This is a genomic window from Sphingomonas sp. CFBP 13720 (genome assembly GCF_014842075.1).
GTDB lineage: Bacteria > Pseudomonadota > Alphaproteobacteria > Sphingomonadales > Sphingomonadaceae > Sphingomonas.
Map to the genome: position 1 here is coordinate 252,153 of NZ_JACYVA010000005.1, position 15,379 is coordinate 267,531.

Here is a 15,379-nt window from a genome sequence, read left to right on the forward strand (position 1 = left end):
ACAATCGCTTCGCGGAGCATGTACTGAGGGACAGCGTCATGGCATATTTTCTCCGCAGTTTTGCTGGGGCGATCATTCCGATTGAAGACGAAGCAGGCACCGCGCTCGACTTAGCGCTCGACTGTATCCAAGCGCAGATCGCGTTTGAGGAATTATGGGAAACCGTCGTACAGAATCTTTTGGATCTTGAGAGGGATGTTCTTAATCATTCGCTTGACGATATGCTGTTCGGCGGTCAAGACTGGAACTATTTCCAAGATATGCGCACATTATTCGCCCGCCGGCTGGCTAATCTTTTAAGTTCCTGCCGAGCCTATATAGACCTTGCTCCAAGGCAGCTACGCATTATAGGGCATAATTCAGGGCTTGAAACGAGATTCGCCAAATTAAAGTCGGAAGCGTATGAACAGCATTTTAGCTTCCGGCTAATGGAGGCATTGCGCAATTATACTCAACATTATGGGTCTCCAATAAGCGCAACACATCTTGATTCTCGTTGGATGGAACATGGTTCTCGCTTCCAGCTTCGGCATGTAACTGGCGCCTCAATCAGCGCGCATAAATTGCGTAGTGATATGAAATTTAAGGCGTCGGTCCGTGCGGAGCTGGCAAACAAGGACAAACTTGAGGTAAATAAGCACACTCGCGAGTACATTGAGCAGCTTAACAAAATACATCTTACGATGCGATCGTTGACAATTGAAAGCGGAGTAGTTGCGCACTCGATAATAATGGATGCCATGCGACGTATCAAAGACAAATCAGGCGACAGCGATTTTGGAGCGTATCTCGCAGTGGATACACGTACTGACCATAAGAGTCTTCGCGCATTGATGTGCGAACCATTCGAGCGATTAAAGTTACTCGGCCGCCGTAATCATGCATTAGAAGGCTTGGCATCGCGATACGTAAGCGGAGAACTACTCGACTTAAATCTTCGATGATAATTAGCAAGACATTACCGACTATTTCAGCATAAGACTCTGACTATTCTCACGTTATATTAAAAGTATGATCTATAATGTAAATAATTATTCCGGTGGAATTGGCATTGTTCTTACTGGGCAGTGACGTGAAACACGGCTCCATGCAATTTCGGCGCCTGCAACGTCAACTTCGATCGACCGAGCACCTCCGGTCAGATGCGCAGTAACGGTCGCGGACCTCGCTTGCCGAAGCGCGTTGATGATTTCGGCCGAGTCTTCCGATGTGGCAACCATTCCCCGGTCGACTACTTCTTCCGACTTTTCAAATACGTATCGCCGGACCGTAGCGTCGCTACCGTCTCTCGTAACCGGCCCGATAGAAAACACCGATTGATCCGGAAAGCTACGTCCATTCCATTCGATAAATAGCTTCGGACTCCCCTTCGAACATCTCATAGTAAACATTACAAAGTCGGGATCATCATTTTTTGCGTAAGCTTGTAGCGAATATACTTCGCGTTCTCCAGTATTGTTGTTAGTCGTGTCACTAATAAGCCAATCACCTTCATAACCCGTCCGAATAGGTTGCGCGTGAATTGCAATTACTACTAACAAAAGATTGATCATACCATCCTGCCAATCCGCACCAAACTTAATACTCTACAATTCAGCATGTAATTAAGAGAAACACTAAAGTTTATCTAGGAGTATAAATCTTGTTGAGGAAGTATCGGCCTGCCGTTGCTCGAACCCCGACAGCCAATAGGCAGATAAACCTAATTACCGCCAACTGCAGAATACCGAGCAATTGAGAATCTAAGAAGCTTAACTAGCGATCACCTACCTTGGAAACTTCGAACGATAATAGGTCAATACGGCGATTACCTTCAAAAATATACGTTCTCCAACGTGTAAATCCCATGTCCGTGTCACTTGCCGCAGTGGACGCGTCCGCATGAACCGGAAAATCCCGTAAGTCCGAGAACCCATTGGCGCTTTCGAAAATAGTTGAAATTCGTAGGCCGGACGCCCCGAGGATGAGCCCGCCTACAGGCTCGTCGACAAAGGCCGGCTTATAGCGGCTGGACGGGTCAACCTCGAACTGAACCCCTTGTACGCTGTGCCCGACGACGCGCCAATCAGCTACACGGACGCACCTTCCTGAAATGCCACTGCTTAGTGCAACAACCATAGGATCCTGCTCACCCGTCACGAGCCATGGTTCTGCATCTTTCCTAGCCGGCCAGAAGATTGCTGGCCCCTTGACCTGCGAAAGCGGTGACGGCGTAAACAGGTGCGTAGGTATGTAATCCATAGGTCGCTCCTTCGCGGTATCGCTGATGTTCCGATGATCGATAGACTATTTCGACAAGCTGAAGCAGTTACCCGGAGGATTTCTCCGTTAGCGGGCTATCGGTCGCCAGCCGCTTAGTAGGGCTTCGATCGCAACGGATGCCGGGCCGCTAACCGGGATCTCACCGTCCTCCCAACGCCTCACCTGACGCTCGCCATTCGGGCCCATCCTGAGCGCGCTAGCCAATTCACGCTGCGATAGTGCGAGTTCGCGGCGCGCCGCCTTGATGCCTTCTGGACTCATAGAGCATTTGTACCGAGCCGATCGATACCACGCCAGTTAGATCGCCGGTTCATTTCTCCGGGTGGGTGTCGCCGGTTCATTTCTCCGGGTGGGTGTCACCGGTTCATTTCTCCGGCGGGTCTATTTCTCCGGCGGGTCTATTTCTCCGAGGGGCGCCGGCTGAAGCATGGCAATGGTGTCACGAAGCAGAAATTGCTGCACCAATCTTCAATCACGTCAATTCGCATTCATACACGGTAAAATTGGCATAATTACTTTCGTGCTCATTCCTATACTATCGGTATAACATTAGATTTGCTTTGAGCATTTGAATTATACTGTTGCGAATCACGTGGAGGCGGCCCACTATTCAGTTGGGCCATTGGCCCGCCAACCTCGGGAGTCGAGACGATGTTTACGAACGGATTTAGCGGTACGGTCTATCAGGGCGACACGATCGAATGCGAAGTCGACGGCTTCACCGTGACCGCGACGATCCACAGCGACGACGACACGACTCCGCCATGGGAACGGCAGGACGGTAACGGGCCGGTCAGTGACTGGCGGCGGCGCGATTGGGCGGGCCGGTATGAGAAAGCGCCGGGCGAACTCATGTTGCATGAGGATCGGAACCGGGACGCGCGTTTCTATGACTTCGCTGAAGCCTGCCGCATGGCGCGCCGCGACGGTTGGGGCGTGGCGGGCGGAAAGCGCGACGGGGAAACCGCGCGGCAGTGTGCGGCGCGTGCGGCGATGGCTGACTTTGAGCGTCTGCGGGCATGGTGTCGCGACGATTGGCAATATGTCGGAGTCGTCGTCACGGTGTCGTGCAACGGCATCAAGCTGACTGACAGTTACTTGCATGCCCTTTGGGGTATCGAGAGCGACGCGGGCGACTATCTCACAGAAACCGCCAATGAGTTTATTGACGATGCCATTAGCGACGCGCGCGCCACCATTGCTTCGCTTGCCGCCTAATCAAATTTATTTGGGCCATTGGCCCGCCCATCAAGGGAAATCAGTATGGCACAGTTTCAGTTGAACCACCCCGCCCCGTCGCATCCCTTCCACTCGCTCGACCTATTCGGCCGCGCTTATGTCGAAGCCATGTTCTTCACAAACGGCGATACCGGCGACGAACGCGAGCATTTGCTCAACGAAATGGGCACTGAACGTCTGAGCAATGCGGCCGTCGCGACCATTCAAGCCGATTGCGACAGGTTCCGTGCGATCGTTCTTCCGGGACCTGGCGGTGCTACCGTACAGCGGCTGTTGGACGTGCTTCAGCGCGAACGGGGCTACACCATCGAGCAAGCGGGTCACGACCTGTGGTTTACCCGCCAGGGGCACGGCGTCGGATTTTGGTCCCGTGAAGAGCTGGCGTCGTTCGGGGATGTGCTGAACGACGCCGCTAGCAACCTTGGAGAGTCGTACGTCGAAACCGATGGCGAATGGATTCACGTGCGATGATGGTCGTATGTGCTGTGCTGCTAATCTGCGCGGTAGTCAGCACTCCTGAAACGCGAGCCGCAGGTCGTGACGCTATGAGACCGTTCGCCCATGTGACGGGCGTTATCACAGCGATCATCTGGCTAGCCGTGATCCTGCTACCCCACGGCGACTAACCGCCACCCCTTACGCGCTATCCTACCGCGCCCGCCTTGCCACCCGGCTAGGCGGGCGTTTTTGCGTCTGTGCCAGATCGCCTCCTCATCACGTGCTTGCTGGCGTCTCGAGGTTCGCATCGTTGCGCCGCGACGGTGTCCGGCTTTGCGTCGGTGCCGGCGGCGAGTAACGCACAATCAATCTGGCTACGGGTCCTTCCGTGGAGGGGCGGCAGGGGCGGTGGGCGCTGAGCCCCGAGATTCACGGGTTTTCAAACATACCCTAAAGGCAAATGGCCTGATTGTGCGATTGGGGCAGCGGCGACCGGACATTCGGACACCCCTTAGGGGTGTGTCCGTGTCTGTCCGGTTCGCACGACAGGTTGCTGGTGGGACATTGAACCGGACATTTTCGGACATTTCGGGACATGCGACCGGGACAAATGGCCGAAAACTGCCATTTTAGTTTAATGCGGTAATGTCCGGTCGATTGTCCGGTCGATTGTCCGGTAGCAGAAATGCCTGCGCCGATCGGGGCAAACCACGAGTTCACTAAAAAGTTGAAAATGTCCGGCCGAATCCCGCAAAATAACGACCGGACATAAGTTTCGGACATTACCAGACATTCCGGATATTCCGGACATTCGTCGGCAACTACATGCTGAACCGGCTCGGTTGCCGCGTACCGGTGGTAGCCAATCAACCACATTGGCTCACGAAGATGTAAGCGACCGCTAGCGGGCAGGCGGCGGATGGCTGAAATACACGATGAATGGCCCGTCCGTTCTCCTAAGATCGGAAGGCGATAGCCGACGTGTGCTGGACGCCGTCGCTATTCTCGAGAACCATCGAGTTTCGGGAAAGGGTCAACCTATCCGCTACCGACCATGCCGCGCCTGCACCAATCTATTTTAGCAGCAGGAACGGTTCCCCGACCGCCTCATGTTCCGGCACCTGCGGGAAGAAAGTGATGCGCCGATAGTCTCGCGCTTCCTCGCCGCTGGTCGCTAGCCAATCGCGCTGGTCCATCGACAACGGTTTTCGCATCTATGCCAGCCTCCAGCCGGCCAAACAGCCAGAACCGTGATTCAGATCCGCGCGTTCCTGCGATTCCCAATCGACTCCGACAGGCTGAAAACCGCTGTGAGCGCACCGCGCCTAATCTGGAAGGGTGTTCGGACAGACCTTGGCCTACTAGGGCTGCGACATTACAAGTACAGCAGTGAAATCTTCCGCCAGCTGCTTCCAAAGCTCAGTAGGCGCCCCCGCCGGCGAGGTCCTGAGATAGACGCCAGCCATGTCGTCTCCAGGAGATGCGAACTGCACATTGATCTGGGTAAAGCCTTGATTTCCCCAAAACTGCATAGCCGCTCCGATGACCGTTTGCAGCATTGGAGCCGTGTCAGCCCTGCACACTTGAACAACTAATGCGGACATATAAACCTCCTACTGGCAAGCCGCAGCATTGATGGCCTTGATCTGCTCATGTTCGGAAATGGACAGTGCCACTGCACCTCGAAACGCAATTTCGTCATCCCCGTTGATAATTTTCATGATCTCGCTGTTCTGATCGAGTTTAGCAGTGGCGGCCTGTCGGTAGGCAGTGCGGTTCGCGTTCCAGCATTTCACCGAGTTTGCCACCAGCTTAGTAGCGTCGTCCGTTGCTGGCCCGACCTCCTGCTTGCCAACTGCCTGTAGCGCCTGCTCCGTGGCTTTCCGCGCCGCCTGTTCTGCGGCTACCACCTGCGCATTGGTGTCCTCAACCTTCAGCGCTTGCGGCGCGTGCGGGTTAGCGGCCAGCTTCTGCGCTGCGATACCCGTCGCGAAGAATTGAGCCAATGCCGCTTTCCCCCCTCCTGAAGCTCCGAAGTCTCCTCCGAAGCTCGCAAAAACTGAATAGGTATCAGCTCTGCCCTCTCCCGCACCGACGTACTTAACCTCCCCGGTAAGAGATGAAAGACATTGATCTGGAGGTAGTTTTGCCGCGCATTGTTGAAATGCTGTTAGCAACGTAGCGGGAACGTCCCAGCATGACTTTCCATCTGGGGTGCAGGACCTTTGCCCAGATAGGAGCACGGAATTTCTACCATTCACTACGAGTGGCATCCAAACGCCTTCCTCTCGTTTGTAACCGAGCGTGAATGATGGCGTGCCTCCGCTTGTTGGTGACGTTGAAACGTCCAATGCAACCTTTGTCTGAGTAGCAAAGACGAGCACGTCATTGTGCTGCATGTTGGCGCACGCTGTCAGAGCTGCTGCTCCAGAGACTACGGCAACACGGCTTATTATACATCTTAGTTCTCGGTGACAACGCATGGTCCGCCTCCCGCAGAGTATAACCCTTCCAGTAATTTACCTACTTCGGTGTAAGAAGTCTTGTCTTTCAGTATCACAACAACTTGACAGCTAAGCGGAACGGTTACTGTAGAATTTTTTCGCAGGCCTACGCCTACTGCGGCTCCTTCAGTTCCTCGCTCCAACCAACCTCCAAGCACCGATATCGATCGCGACTTGACGCCATCTGGTGATGATTCGGCTTTTACGCGTACTACGCCAACGTACAGCGAATCACTGCGAAACGCCGTTGGAACTGTGCACGCGGAACAGCAGAAAGCCACTGTGTACACCAACGGGCGTCCAGGAAATCGCATCAACACTGCGCACCCCCTAATATTTAAGAAGATATCTCTACCAGTCTGGCAAAAGCAAGAGCGATTTTGCTGAAAACGACCAGTTCCTATTCGGAATACCGGTTCAATTCGCTGCGCTGTTCGTGAGCGCAGGCTTTTCCGAGGCTATGCAGTGACGCTGTACGCATTTCGATCGGCTAAATGGTAAAATGTCTGCTTCATGCGAGCGAGTTGGGCGTCGCAATGCACGGACAGTCCGAAGAGTGCCGTGAACTCTCGGCAGAAGGGGTATTCAAGAATTCTACGACACCGCTCACCACATCCAAATTCAAATTAAAATCCAAATTCAAATTAAAATCGTCGTCCGTATGCCATTCACCCGCTTCATCCGGGAATTTTGTTATAAAGCACCAATTTCTTCTTGCCTTATCCTCCAGAGCGACGCCGGCTAGCGGTTCCCATATACGACGCGCTCGACCGATCTTGCGGTTCCGGCATAGTATACCGGTGTTCCCAAAGACGAACTCATTACGAGACAGTCGCTTTGTCGAGCGCGCCTACAACGCGCTGCGGCATTCCCTTTCTCAAAATCGGTTCTTGATTGCCCTTTCCCGAATTTTCTAAGTAAAGATTTAAAAATGGGGATTAACATGCTGAACTATGGGCAGCTTTCGGAGGCTCCGATCGCTAGCCTCAGCGTCGGAATGTGCGCTTCTCAACAGGCGACTTCACGAGTCTATGGCTTATTCTTCGTCAAACGCGTTCCCGATACTATCAGGCCGCCTAACAATGCCACTATCGATCACGACCGCACCCTTGCGAGCCAAGCCCTCGAAAGCGCGTTTTGCTGCCTTCCGCCGGCTCTCACGGTCGTCCGCTGCCGATACAGTGGGAGAATCGATGCATGCCTTCCGCCATGCTTCCTCAAACACCGGGCCGGCTGACTCCAAGCCTTCGAAAATCCTGAATGCCGCCCTTTCGCTCGGCGTCAGCTTCTCGCGCTTCGGCGCCGCACCGGGTGCCAGTTCGTCAACAAGCGCCACGGTCACGGGATCGCCATCCTCATCTTCGCCCAGACATTCCGTTGCGATCCTGAAGGCGATATCCCGCTCGGCGGTGCCATTCCGGTTCTTGGTAAGCTTGGCGCGAACGACTCCAGATTCATCGCGCGGGAACAGTTGGAGAGCCACATCCAGCGCGCCGTTCAGCAGGCTGTGCCCCCGCGGAGTCGGACCTTGTGATTTGGTGTCGTGATGGATCAGAACCACTGCCGCGCCGTGTGCGGTAAGGGAGCGTCCGATTGCTACGACGCGGCCCATGTCTTCGGCGGTGTTCTCTTCCAAGCCCGGAAAACTCATTGCTAGGGTATCAAGAAAGATCAGCGCCGGCTGTTGCTCCGCTACCGCCGATTGCAACGCAGCAAGGTCCGGGCTCCCCCTCGTCAAAAGGTCCGATACGCCTTCTACCAGCACAAAATCGGGCGCGTCGCCGTGCCGCATTCTCAAGGCTGTAATCCGCCCCCGCATGCCGTGCGGGTCTTCGGCGGCTACGTATAGCACCCGTGCGGGCTTCGTTCGCAAGCCGAATGCCGATCGGCCCAATGCGACTAGGTAGCCGATGTGAGGCGCGATCAACGACTTGCCGGCACCGGGCGCCCCAAAGATGCAGCCTAAGTCCCGCGGCGCGACCAGACCCTTGACGATGTAGCCTCGCGAAGGCGAACTCGCACAGTCGGCTGGCGCGAGGAAGCGAAGGGCAGTTGGGGTAGTTGCCGGCTTCTCTGCTGTCACCTCCGTGCCAATCAGATCAAACGGGTCAGCCTGCGGCGCAGCGGGTGTGTTGCCGGTCCAATCGTAGCGCTTAGCAAGGTCATATAGCGTGCCAATGCGAACCTGCTTCCGACCGTCCGATCGAAACGAGTTCCAGTCGCGCCGGATATGACGCGCGTTGTACTTTTCGCCTTCGCGCGACCAGGCGTCCCAGCGCGCGAAGCCTTCTTCGCTGCCTCCAGTGACGTGATGCAAGGCTTGCCCCACACGCAACCACATGTCCCGTCCGCCGGTTTCCTGCTGATCGGCATCTTTGATTGGGACCGCAGCAAGCGCGCTATCGATCCGATCCCATTCCACCGGCGCTTGGAAGTGCCAATCATCATCCTCATCGTCAGAGACGGCCGGCGCAGTGAGTCCCGCCGGGCCGGGACGATACGGTTCGCCGTTGCGCCCGAGCGCGGACGCATCCAACTCAGCAGCAGCGTCGATCGGACGACCCTCGACAATGGCCACGGCAGCCGTCGCCGTCCCATCAACCTTCCCGAAATAATAGGACTGTGACAGCGTGAACGATTCGCCGGATAGCAGCCCGCCAAGAGCGCTGTTCAGCCGAGCGCAAAGGCGTTCGCGAGCGTCAGGCGCCGCACTGCCACTGAGCGGGCACAGGACACGCCAGCGCGGCTTGCTGCTCGTATGCGAAGGACTGGAATACAGAACTGCAGCGACGTTAGCCGCTTTGAGCCGTCCGGCGGCTTCCGATATGCTAACTACCTCACCGTCGTAATCGCCTTCGATGCCGTCGATGGCGAGCACGTTAGCGTTGTTGCGAAGCGAACCCTTGGTCGTGGGCACCGCGCCGAACTTTGCCAACTTCAATAGTGGAAGTTGCGCCTTCGTTGGAGCCGTTGGAAGGTGCACCTGTTCGACGAGCTCGCGCAACGACGAAGTCTTCTCCGTCTTGATGCGCGCAAGTTCGTCTGGGAACGTTGTCAGCATCAAAGGGCGATCGAGAACGGAATCATCACCACCCAGGATGTCATCGAAGTCGCTGATATTCGAAGGAGTGGTCGACATAGCTGATTTGTGTCCTTGAATAATACTTAGGACGGCGCTATGTCATTAGATGACTTACGGCGGTGCTCGTCCAGGTAAGTTGTAACGGCGCTGCGGTGGGGACCCCGCAGCGCCGTTTTTATTTCTTGGCCTTGCAAGCCATCACTTCAATCGCGTCCGACTGTGCTTCAGTGAGGCCGTTCATTGAGCCCGTTAGGGCGAACCGGACACGGTCGCCGTCGAATTGGCAGATCAACTCTGCTTCTCGTGCATGCTTTCCACCGATCAGCCGCGTTAACGACCGTCGCACGTTCATCTCAGCGGCAGCGATTCGGTGTGCGAGATCTGCGGCAAGCCCTTCGGCATATAGTCGCTGGTAGCGATACCGTTGCCACCGAACCCAACCACCCTGCGGACGCCGCGTCATTGCAACTTCCCCAGTGCCGATCGGAGTGCCTTATTAAGGCTATCTGGCCACTGCGGTGGCTCGCCATCACGAACGCCGGGTCCGCTTGCCTTGTACTTCGTAAGCTCAATGCCGGTGACGGATAGCTTTAGGCTCGGGCTTCCCAGATCGCCGAGCAGGTCAGCAAAGCCCAACACTTGTCCTGCCATGAAGGAAAAAGCTCGGCGGGTTCCGCCGCCCTCGGTGGGCTCGGAAACCCAAGACTGTTTTCCAGCGCGATGTACCGAAATCCCCACACCCATTTTGGCTTCCAAAGCGGACAGAGCGGACTCACCCCCTCGCGCCACTTCCAAAACGAGAAATTGCCGCTTCGATAACGTAGCGACAGGGACTGCAGGCTGACCGGCAGCGCTTGCAATCGCAGACTTACCATCTGTTATCGCATCGACTGGTGCGGTTGCGCGAGTAGCGAGCCTATCAACGTTGTAGCCAGGCAGCTGGCATTCACGGATCAACTCGTGCGTCGCCAACTCCTCCTCGCTTACGACATTTTGATTGCGACGCTCATTTGAAGGGTCAGCCGCCTTGTAGCCTGACAGGCCACAAAGCTGGATAAGGGCAACGATGTCGTCGCTGCTATCTTCATTCTGCGTGGTCATGGATAGTAACCTCGTCGATTTCAGAAAACTGTGTTTATTTGAGCCGGGCCGCGCCGATGCTGACTAGCCTCGCGACCTCCGCAGGATCATTCTCGGTGAAGGTTTCTCCCGGCTCGACCACAACGGCGTTGCGCCAATAGTCGACCGCGGCACTTCCATTCACGGAACGAAGGTTGCCTGAGGCGCCCTTTAGCATGATCGTTACGCGTGCGATTAACGCAGGCATTATTCACCTCCCTCCGATAGAAGGGAGTTCGCCGACGAGGTCGAACATTTGAATTTCTCGATCATTCGGTAGGCGAACGGCATTGTTGGCAAGAAGCCACTCAACTTCTGTTTCGTTCGTTTCCTCGAAGATCGTACCGGGCTTAATTTCCTCGGAAACGGCCTGTATGATCGAGTTTCCTTCAGCATCAAATCCAGCGAACTGGGTCGGGGCAGAATCGGCGGGCGTGCGAACGATCGCACAAAGGGCAACAAGGCGGGTCACTTGGCATTCTCCTTCAGTTGATTAACGGTCGTTGCAGCAACGACCCGCGCGCGTTGCTCCACGCGCTCTAGGGTAAGGGTCGGCGGTCGCAGAAGTCCGGGGATTGTGGCCAGAAGCTTGCGAGTGACGATCGCGCCGGAGAAGGGAGCCGTCTGGCCTTCTGGAATAGGAAAGCGGTCGCCTACGAGGCTGGACACAACCATGTCGGCCGCAACCAAAATGCAAAGGTCCGCTTCGAGTGCGCTCAAGGCGTCCCGGACGCGCTTTACGGCTGGCGCCTGGAACTCATGAACCGCTTCGAGCACCGCACGCGTGAGAGGAACTTCGCTCCGCTGCAGTTCCGTCCGACGCTCGCCGACACGCGATTTAAGCAGCGGGACAGAGGCAGCAAGAACCGGAATTTTCTCGTTCAGGCTTGCGAGGCGCTTCTTACGTTGTGGCCGCTCCGGCGCCGCCTCCGGTCCGTCGACGTGGCGAACGGCGGCATCAGCATCCTCTAGCTCAGTCAGTCTAACGCGCTCGTTCTTGGCGGCCTCCGCCTCGCGCTCGTTCTCTCGCACCTTCGCTTCGGCGAGGTCGAGCGCCGCTTGCCGCTGCAGCTTGTCGGCATATGCCTGAAGCACCGAAGGGCTCAGGAGAGTTTCAAGGACGCCGCTCATACCAAAGCGTCCGGTGCTGCGAACCGCGCTGCGATGACAGCATCAAGCCAAGGCCGAGGAACGCCGGTCGCTCGCTCGGTGATCTTGACTGGTGACGGGACCAAACCCCGCGTCGCCTGGCGGTAGTAAGCGGAAAGGCAAAGGCCAATGTATGCGGCGGCCTGTGCTGGGCGAAGGATGGGACCGGCGGGAGCAATGCCGCTCCACGGCACATTTCCTTCTGGCTTTTGAGAGTGGTGTGTCACGATGTACCTCGCTGGCGTCAGTTCCCTGTGAACCGATGCTCAGGAGGTGCATTTCCCGCGTGTATAATGGGAGGCTGCGCTATTCGAATGTTTGACACACGCTCCGGTTTGAACGTGCGTACGGGTACGCGGTTAATATCGCGCGGTAGAAAGAGGCCATATTACTCAGACAAATTTTTTGCGGACCTGAGCAAAGCGTTAAAAAGATTATTAGATGCGACGAATAGACGTAGATATGATGGCAGTTCCGGTTCGAACTCCAGACCCTGCTTCTCTGCGGCCGTTTTCCTTTTCGAAAACTGTGTACGTATACTCTCACTATCAATCTCTGACGGCTCAAATTCTGTAGCGTCACCATTCTCGCTCAGAATTTTTGCTCTACGAGTTCGATCTAGTTTAGCCAAATCTTCCGCAACCAATTTGGCAGCGCTACGAATGTTCATTTTGTTGCCATTTTTCGGATGCACATCCAAATTCATATAGTGCAGCATGAGTTCGTCACGTTCGATTTGATCGTCTTCCGCTGGTGATCTTTTAGTGAATGGACGTAAATACATCTCAAATCCCGGCTCACCATGCTTAAATGCCAAAGCGATAGCGAGGCGCTGCCAGTCTTCCGGTGAAGCTCTACGATTGCACGGCCTCCATTCCCCGCTTTCAACCTTTTCAACCCAGTTTGCGTAATCCAATCGCAAAAATAGCTCACGTATCCTGCTATCTAAATCATCACTTTTTGCACGATCACCAACTGTGTCCTGAAGCGGCAAGAACTGTTTTTTATTCATGCTGATCGCCCTTCACAATAATTAGACCACGCCGACATCAGTAATACCCGTTTCGGTAACAACGAACCGCGCTGGTAGGCAGCTTCAGCTTTATCCGCGAGCTGATGCGCGAGAGCGTGCTCTATAACCTCCCGCGGGTAGTTGGACATTTCACCGGCCCATTCACGAAATGTCGAACGGAAGCCATGCTGAGTTAGGTCGCTCCGCCCCATTCGTTTAAAAAGCGCTTGAAAAACAGCGTCGGAGAACGACGAACCATGAGGCGCCGGAAAAACAAATTCGACAGCGGCGCCGGGATCTACTTTCCGCTTTGGCAACCCACGCAAGATTGAAAGCGCTCCGTCTGATAGCGGAACGACGTGCTCCCGTTTCGCCTTCATTCTTTCGGCTGGAATGGTCCACGTCCTACGATCCATGTCGATTTCGCTCCATACGGCTTGCCTAACTTCCCCGGAGCGGGAGACGCAGAGAATGGCAAACTCGAGCGCGCGAGCTGCCATGCCAGTGCGTTGCCGAAGCTCCGCTACGAAGGCAGGAAGTTCAGGGTAAGGTAGCGAGGCATGATGCTTGATCTTCCGAACGTCCCCCGGCGACGGCAGATGGTGGTCGAGATGATCTTTCCAGCGCGCAGGATTTTCGCCCGATCGGTATCCACGGAATGTGGCCCAACCCAATACCTTCTCGATGCGCCCACGTAGTCGCGAGGCCGTCTCGGTTTTCGCCGCCCAAATCGGCTCTACAGCCTTCAGAACGAACGCCGTATCGATAGCATCGACCGGAACGCTTCCAAAAACAGGGTAGGCGTACGCCTCCAGCGTGCTCGACCATTGAGATGCGTGTTTCGGGTTCTTCCACTCACTACACCGACTGGCGATGTAGGCCTCAGCGCACGCCCTAAACGTCTTGCCCTTGTCCGCCTTCGCACGACGCTCTGCGATAGGATCGCCGCCCTGTGCGACTCGGTCACGATGCGCGTTGGCAAGCTTTCGAGCCGTAGCGAGGGTGACACCCGGATAGCTTCCCAGTCCGATGTCCCGGCGAACCCCACCGACCATGACACGTAGAATCCACGACTTTGATGCACCCGCGATGCGCAGATGTAGTCCATCGGCACCTCCAACCATAAAGCGCGTCCGCATGCGCCCAGAAGCCGATTCGACGGGCTTCAGGTTCGCAACGGCAAGGGCGCCAAGTTCTTTTGCTTTCCGGGGCATTCGTTCTCGCTGGCCAACATCTAGGCCAACAACAAAGCGTGGATACTAGTACATGTCAATAGACGCTAGTAGCTCGGGCCCGACTAAAAACCGTTTAAAATCAATGGCGTTGTAGCCGCTAATAGACGCCGGTAGACGTTGACGGAGTCCAGGATTGCGGACTCCGTCTCCGCCAGCGGCGCTGTCGTGCCGGCAGCCCGGATGAACGCGGCGATGCTGGCGCGGCTTCCCGATCGCATCGCGCTGGCAGCGACACTGGCAAGAGTTATGGCGTGCTCGGCATTTTCCGCGCGCTTGGGTCGAATCGTCCACATCAACGCCCCGAACTCAACAGATCCGCTGCACCGTTCGGATGCGCGGCCACTTCTGCCGACGACGATGCCGCTATTTCTCGTGCCCAATACCGCGGCGGACGATTAAAACCGATCCCCTCGCCGATGCGACAAGGCCAAAAGCCGATTCGGCGTGATCGCTGGGGAACGCGTCGTCAACGGAGGACGAAAACCGGGCCTCCCGCACGCAATTCCTATCCGTCGCATGTTTTTTACGGCAACTATGCAGCCTTTGCCTTGGCAGGCACTCCGCCCGGCGGTAACGACCGCAGCCAACGTCATTGAGACAGTCAAGGATTCTACGCATGTTGATTACCGTCCGGGACAACAACGTCGACCAAGCGCTCCGCGCGCTGAAGAAGAAGCTGCAGCGCGAGGGTGTGTATCGCGAAATGAAGCTGCGCCGCCATTACGAGAAGCCGTCCGAAAAGCGCGCACGCGAGCATGCCGCCGCCGTGAGCCGCGCTCGCAAGGCCGATCGCAAGCGGCAGGAACGCGACCGCTGATCGCGGTCATTCCATAGCATCACGATCACCGTTCGGACCGCCGGGGCACGCCGGCCAGACACCATCGCCTGCTGTACGCAGGTCGATGGACTATGGAGTCGTGCGCCCGCACGGCTCCTGCAGCGGCACCATGCCAGCGGCATTCGCGCGATTGCATCCGACAGCCTGTGGTCCCGGCTGGATGCAAACCGGGGTGACGGCACGACGTCCGGAACGATGTCGACGTCGAACGCCATCCCGTTGACCGACAGACAGGGGACGGCGCTCCGCCGCCCTTCGCACTGCGCGCAGGTCGATTCGCCCCCTGCCCGCCTGAATTAACGTCCATCGTGCGAAGCGCGATACGCGTAGCCTAGACCGACAGCGCCGTTCGGCTTCGTCCGGGAGCGCGGAACGAACCGCGCTTTGCCCTACGTCCTGAACCGGACCGGTCATGCGATGCCCCGCGAAGGTATGGCGGGCTAGAGCGGTTTTCGATCAGTCTGCATCATATCCGCATGCGGCGAAGTAGTTGGCGCATTC

The 15,379-nt window shown here is 56.3% G+C and carries 14 protein-coding genes; 5 read left to right on the forward strand and 9 right to left on the reverse strand.

Features of this window, described 5'->3' with window-relative positions; translation table 11 throughout:
• The first annotated feature begins 38 nt into the window (after positions 1-38).
• A complete protein-coding gene (locus IFT55_RS12465; RefSeq protein WP_192092473.1) occupies positions 39-944 on the forward strand; it encodes a hypothetical protein in 906 nt (301 codons plus the stop codon).
• 811 nt (positions 945-1,755) lie between these two features.
• Here the strand turns inward: IFT55_RS12465 and IFT55_RS12470 are convergent.
• Positions 1,756-2,241 (reverse strand): hypothetical protein, encoded by a 486-nt coding sequence (locus tag IFT55_RS12470; protein WP_192092476.1) that lies wholly within the window; start codon positions 2,239-2,241, stop codon positions 1,756-1,758.
• Between the two features lie 744 nt (positions 2,242-2,985).
• On the opposite strand from IFT55_RS12470, the gene IFT55_RS12475 reads away from it, so the two are divergent.
• Together IFT55_RS12475 and IFT55_RS12480 are read left to right on the forward strand one after the other, a co-directional pair.
• The gene (locus IFT55_RS12475; RefSeq protein ID WP_192092478.1) at positions 2,986-3,480 is read left to right on the forward strand and encodes a hypothetical protein; all 495 of its coding nucleotides are present in this window, start codon (positions 2,986-2,988) and stop codon (positions 3,478-3,480) included.
• 45 nt (positions 3,481-3,525) lie between these two features.
• Positions 3,526-3,972: a hypothetical protein gene (locus IFT55_RS12480; protein WP_192092480.1), complete on the forward strand. Its 447-nt coding sequence runs from the start codon at positions 3,526-3,528 to the stop codon at positions 3,970-3,972.
• A 1,040-nt stretch (positions 3,973-5,012) separates the two neighbouring features.
• Here the strand turns inward: IFT55_RS12480 and IFT55_RS12485 are convergent.
• From IFT55_RS12485 to IFT55_RS12520, 8 genes are all read right to left on the reverse strand, one after another.
• Positions 5,013-5,153 carry a hypothetical protein gene (locus IFT55_RS12485; RefSeq protein WP_192092482.1) on the reverse strand — a complete coding sequence of 47 codons (141 nt, stop codon included), beginning with the start codon at positions 5,151-5,153 and terminating at the stop codon, positions 5,013-5,015.
• A gap of 399 nt (positions 5,154-5,552) precedes the next feature.
• Positions 5,553-5,945, reverse strand: a complete 393-nt coding sequence (locus tag IFT55_RS12490; protein WP_192092484.1) for a hypothetical protein — start codon at positions 5,943-5,945, stop codon at positions 5,553-5,555.
• 1,534 nt (positions 5,946-7,479) lie between these two features.
• Entirely contained in the window at positions 7,480-9,582 is a 2,103-nt protein-coding gene (locus tag IFT55_RS12495; protein ID WP_192092486.1) for an AAA family ATPase, read from the reverse strand.
• A gap of 402 nt (positions 9,583-9,984) precedes the next feature.
• Positions 9,985-10,626 (reverse strand): hypothetical protein, encoded by a 642-nt coding sequence (locus tag IFT55_RS12500; protein WP_192092488.1) that lies wholly within the window; start codon positions 10,624-10,626, stop codon positions 9,985-9,987.
• Positions 10,627-10,855: 229 nt separating this feature from the next.
• Positions 10,856-11,116 (reverse strand): hypothetical protein, encoded by a 261-nt coding sequence (locus tag IFT55_RS12505; protein WP_192092490.1) that lies wholly within the window; start codon positions 11,114-11,116, stop codon positions 10,856-10,858.
• Positions 11,113-11,775: a hypothetical protein gene (locus IFT55_RS12510; RefSeq protein ID WP_192092492.1), complete on the reverse strand. Its 663-nt coding sequence runs from the start codon at positions 11,773-11,775 to the stop codon at positions 11,113-11,115. The genes IFT55_RS12505 and IFT55_RS12510 overlap by 4 nt, the downstream gene beginning before the upstream one ends.
• Positions 11,776-12,181: 406 nt before the next feature.
• Positions 12,182-12,805, reverse strand: a complete 624-nt coding sequence (locus IFT55_RS12515) for a hypothetical protein (protein WP_192092494.1) — start codon at positions 12,803-12,805, stop codon at positions 12,182-12,184.
• The gene (locus IFT55_RS12520) at positions 12,802-14,019 is read right to left on the reverse strand and encodes a tyrosine-type recombinase/integrase (RefSeq protein ID WP_192092495.1); all 1,218 of its coding nucleotides are present in this window, start codon (positions 14,017-14,019) and stop codon (positions 12,802-12,804) included. Before IFT55_RS12520 ends, IFT55_RS12515 begins: the two co-directional genes overlap by 4 nt.
• 201 nt (positions 14,020-14,220) lie before the next feature.
• On the opposite strand from IFT55_RS12520, the gene IFT55_RS12525 reads away from it, so the two are divergent.
• Entirely contained in the window at positions 14,221-14,439 is a 219-nt protein-coding gene (locus tag IFT55_RS12525) for a hypothetical protein (RefSeq protein ID WP_192092497.1), read from the forward strand.
• Positions 14,440-14,656: 217 nt separating this feature from the next.
• On the forward strand, positions 14,657-14,857 hold the full coding sequence (gene rpsU, locus IFT55_RS12530; RefSeq protein ID WP_192092499.1) for a 30S ribosomal protein S21: 201 nt from the start codon (positions 14,657-14,659) through the stop codon (positions 14,855-14,857).
• The last annotated feature ends 522 nt before the right edge of the window (positions 14,858-15,379 follow it).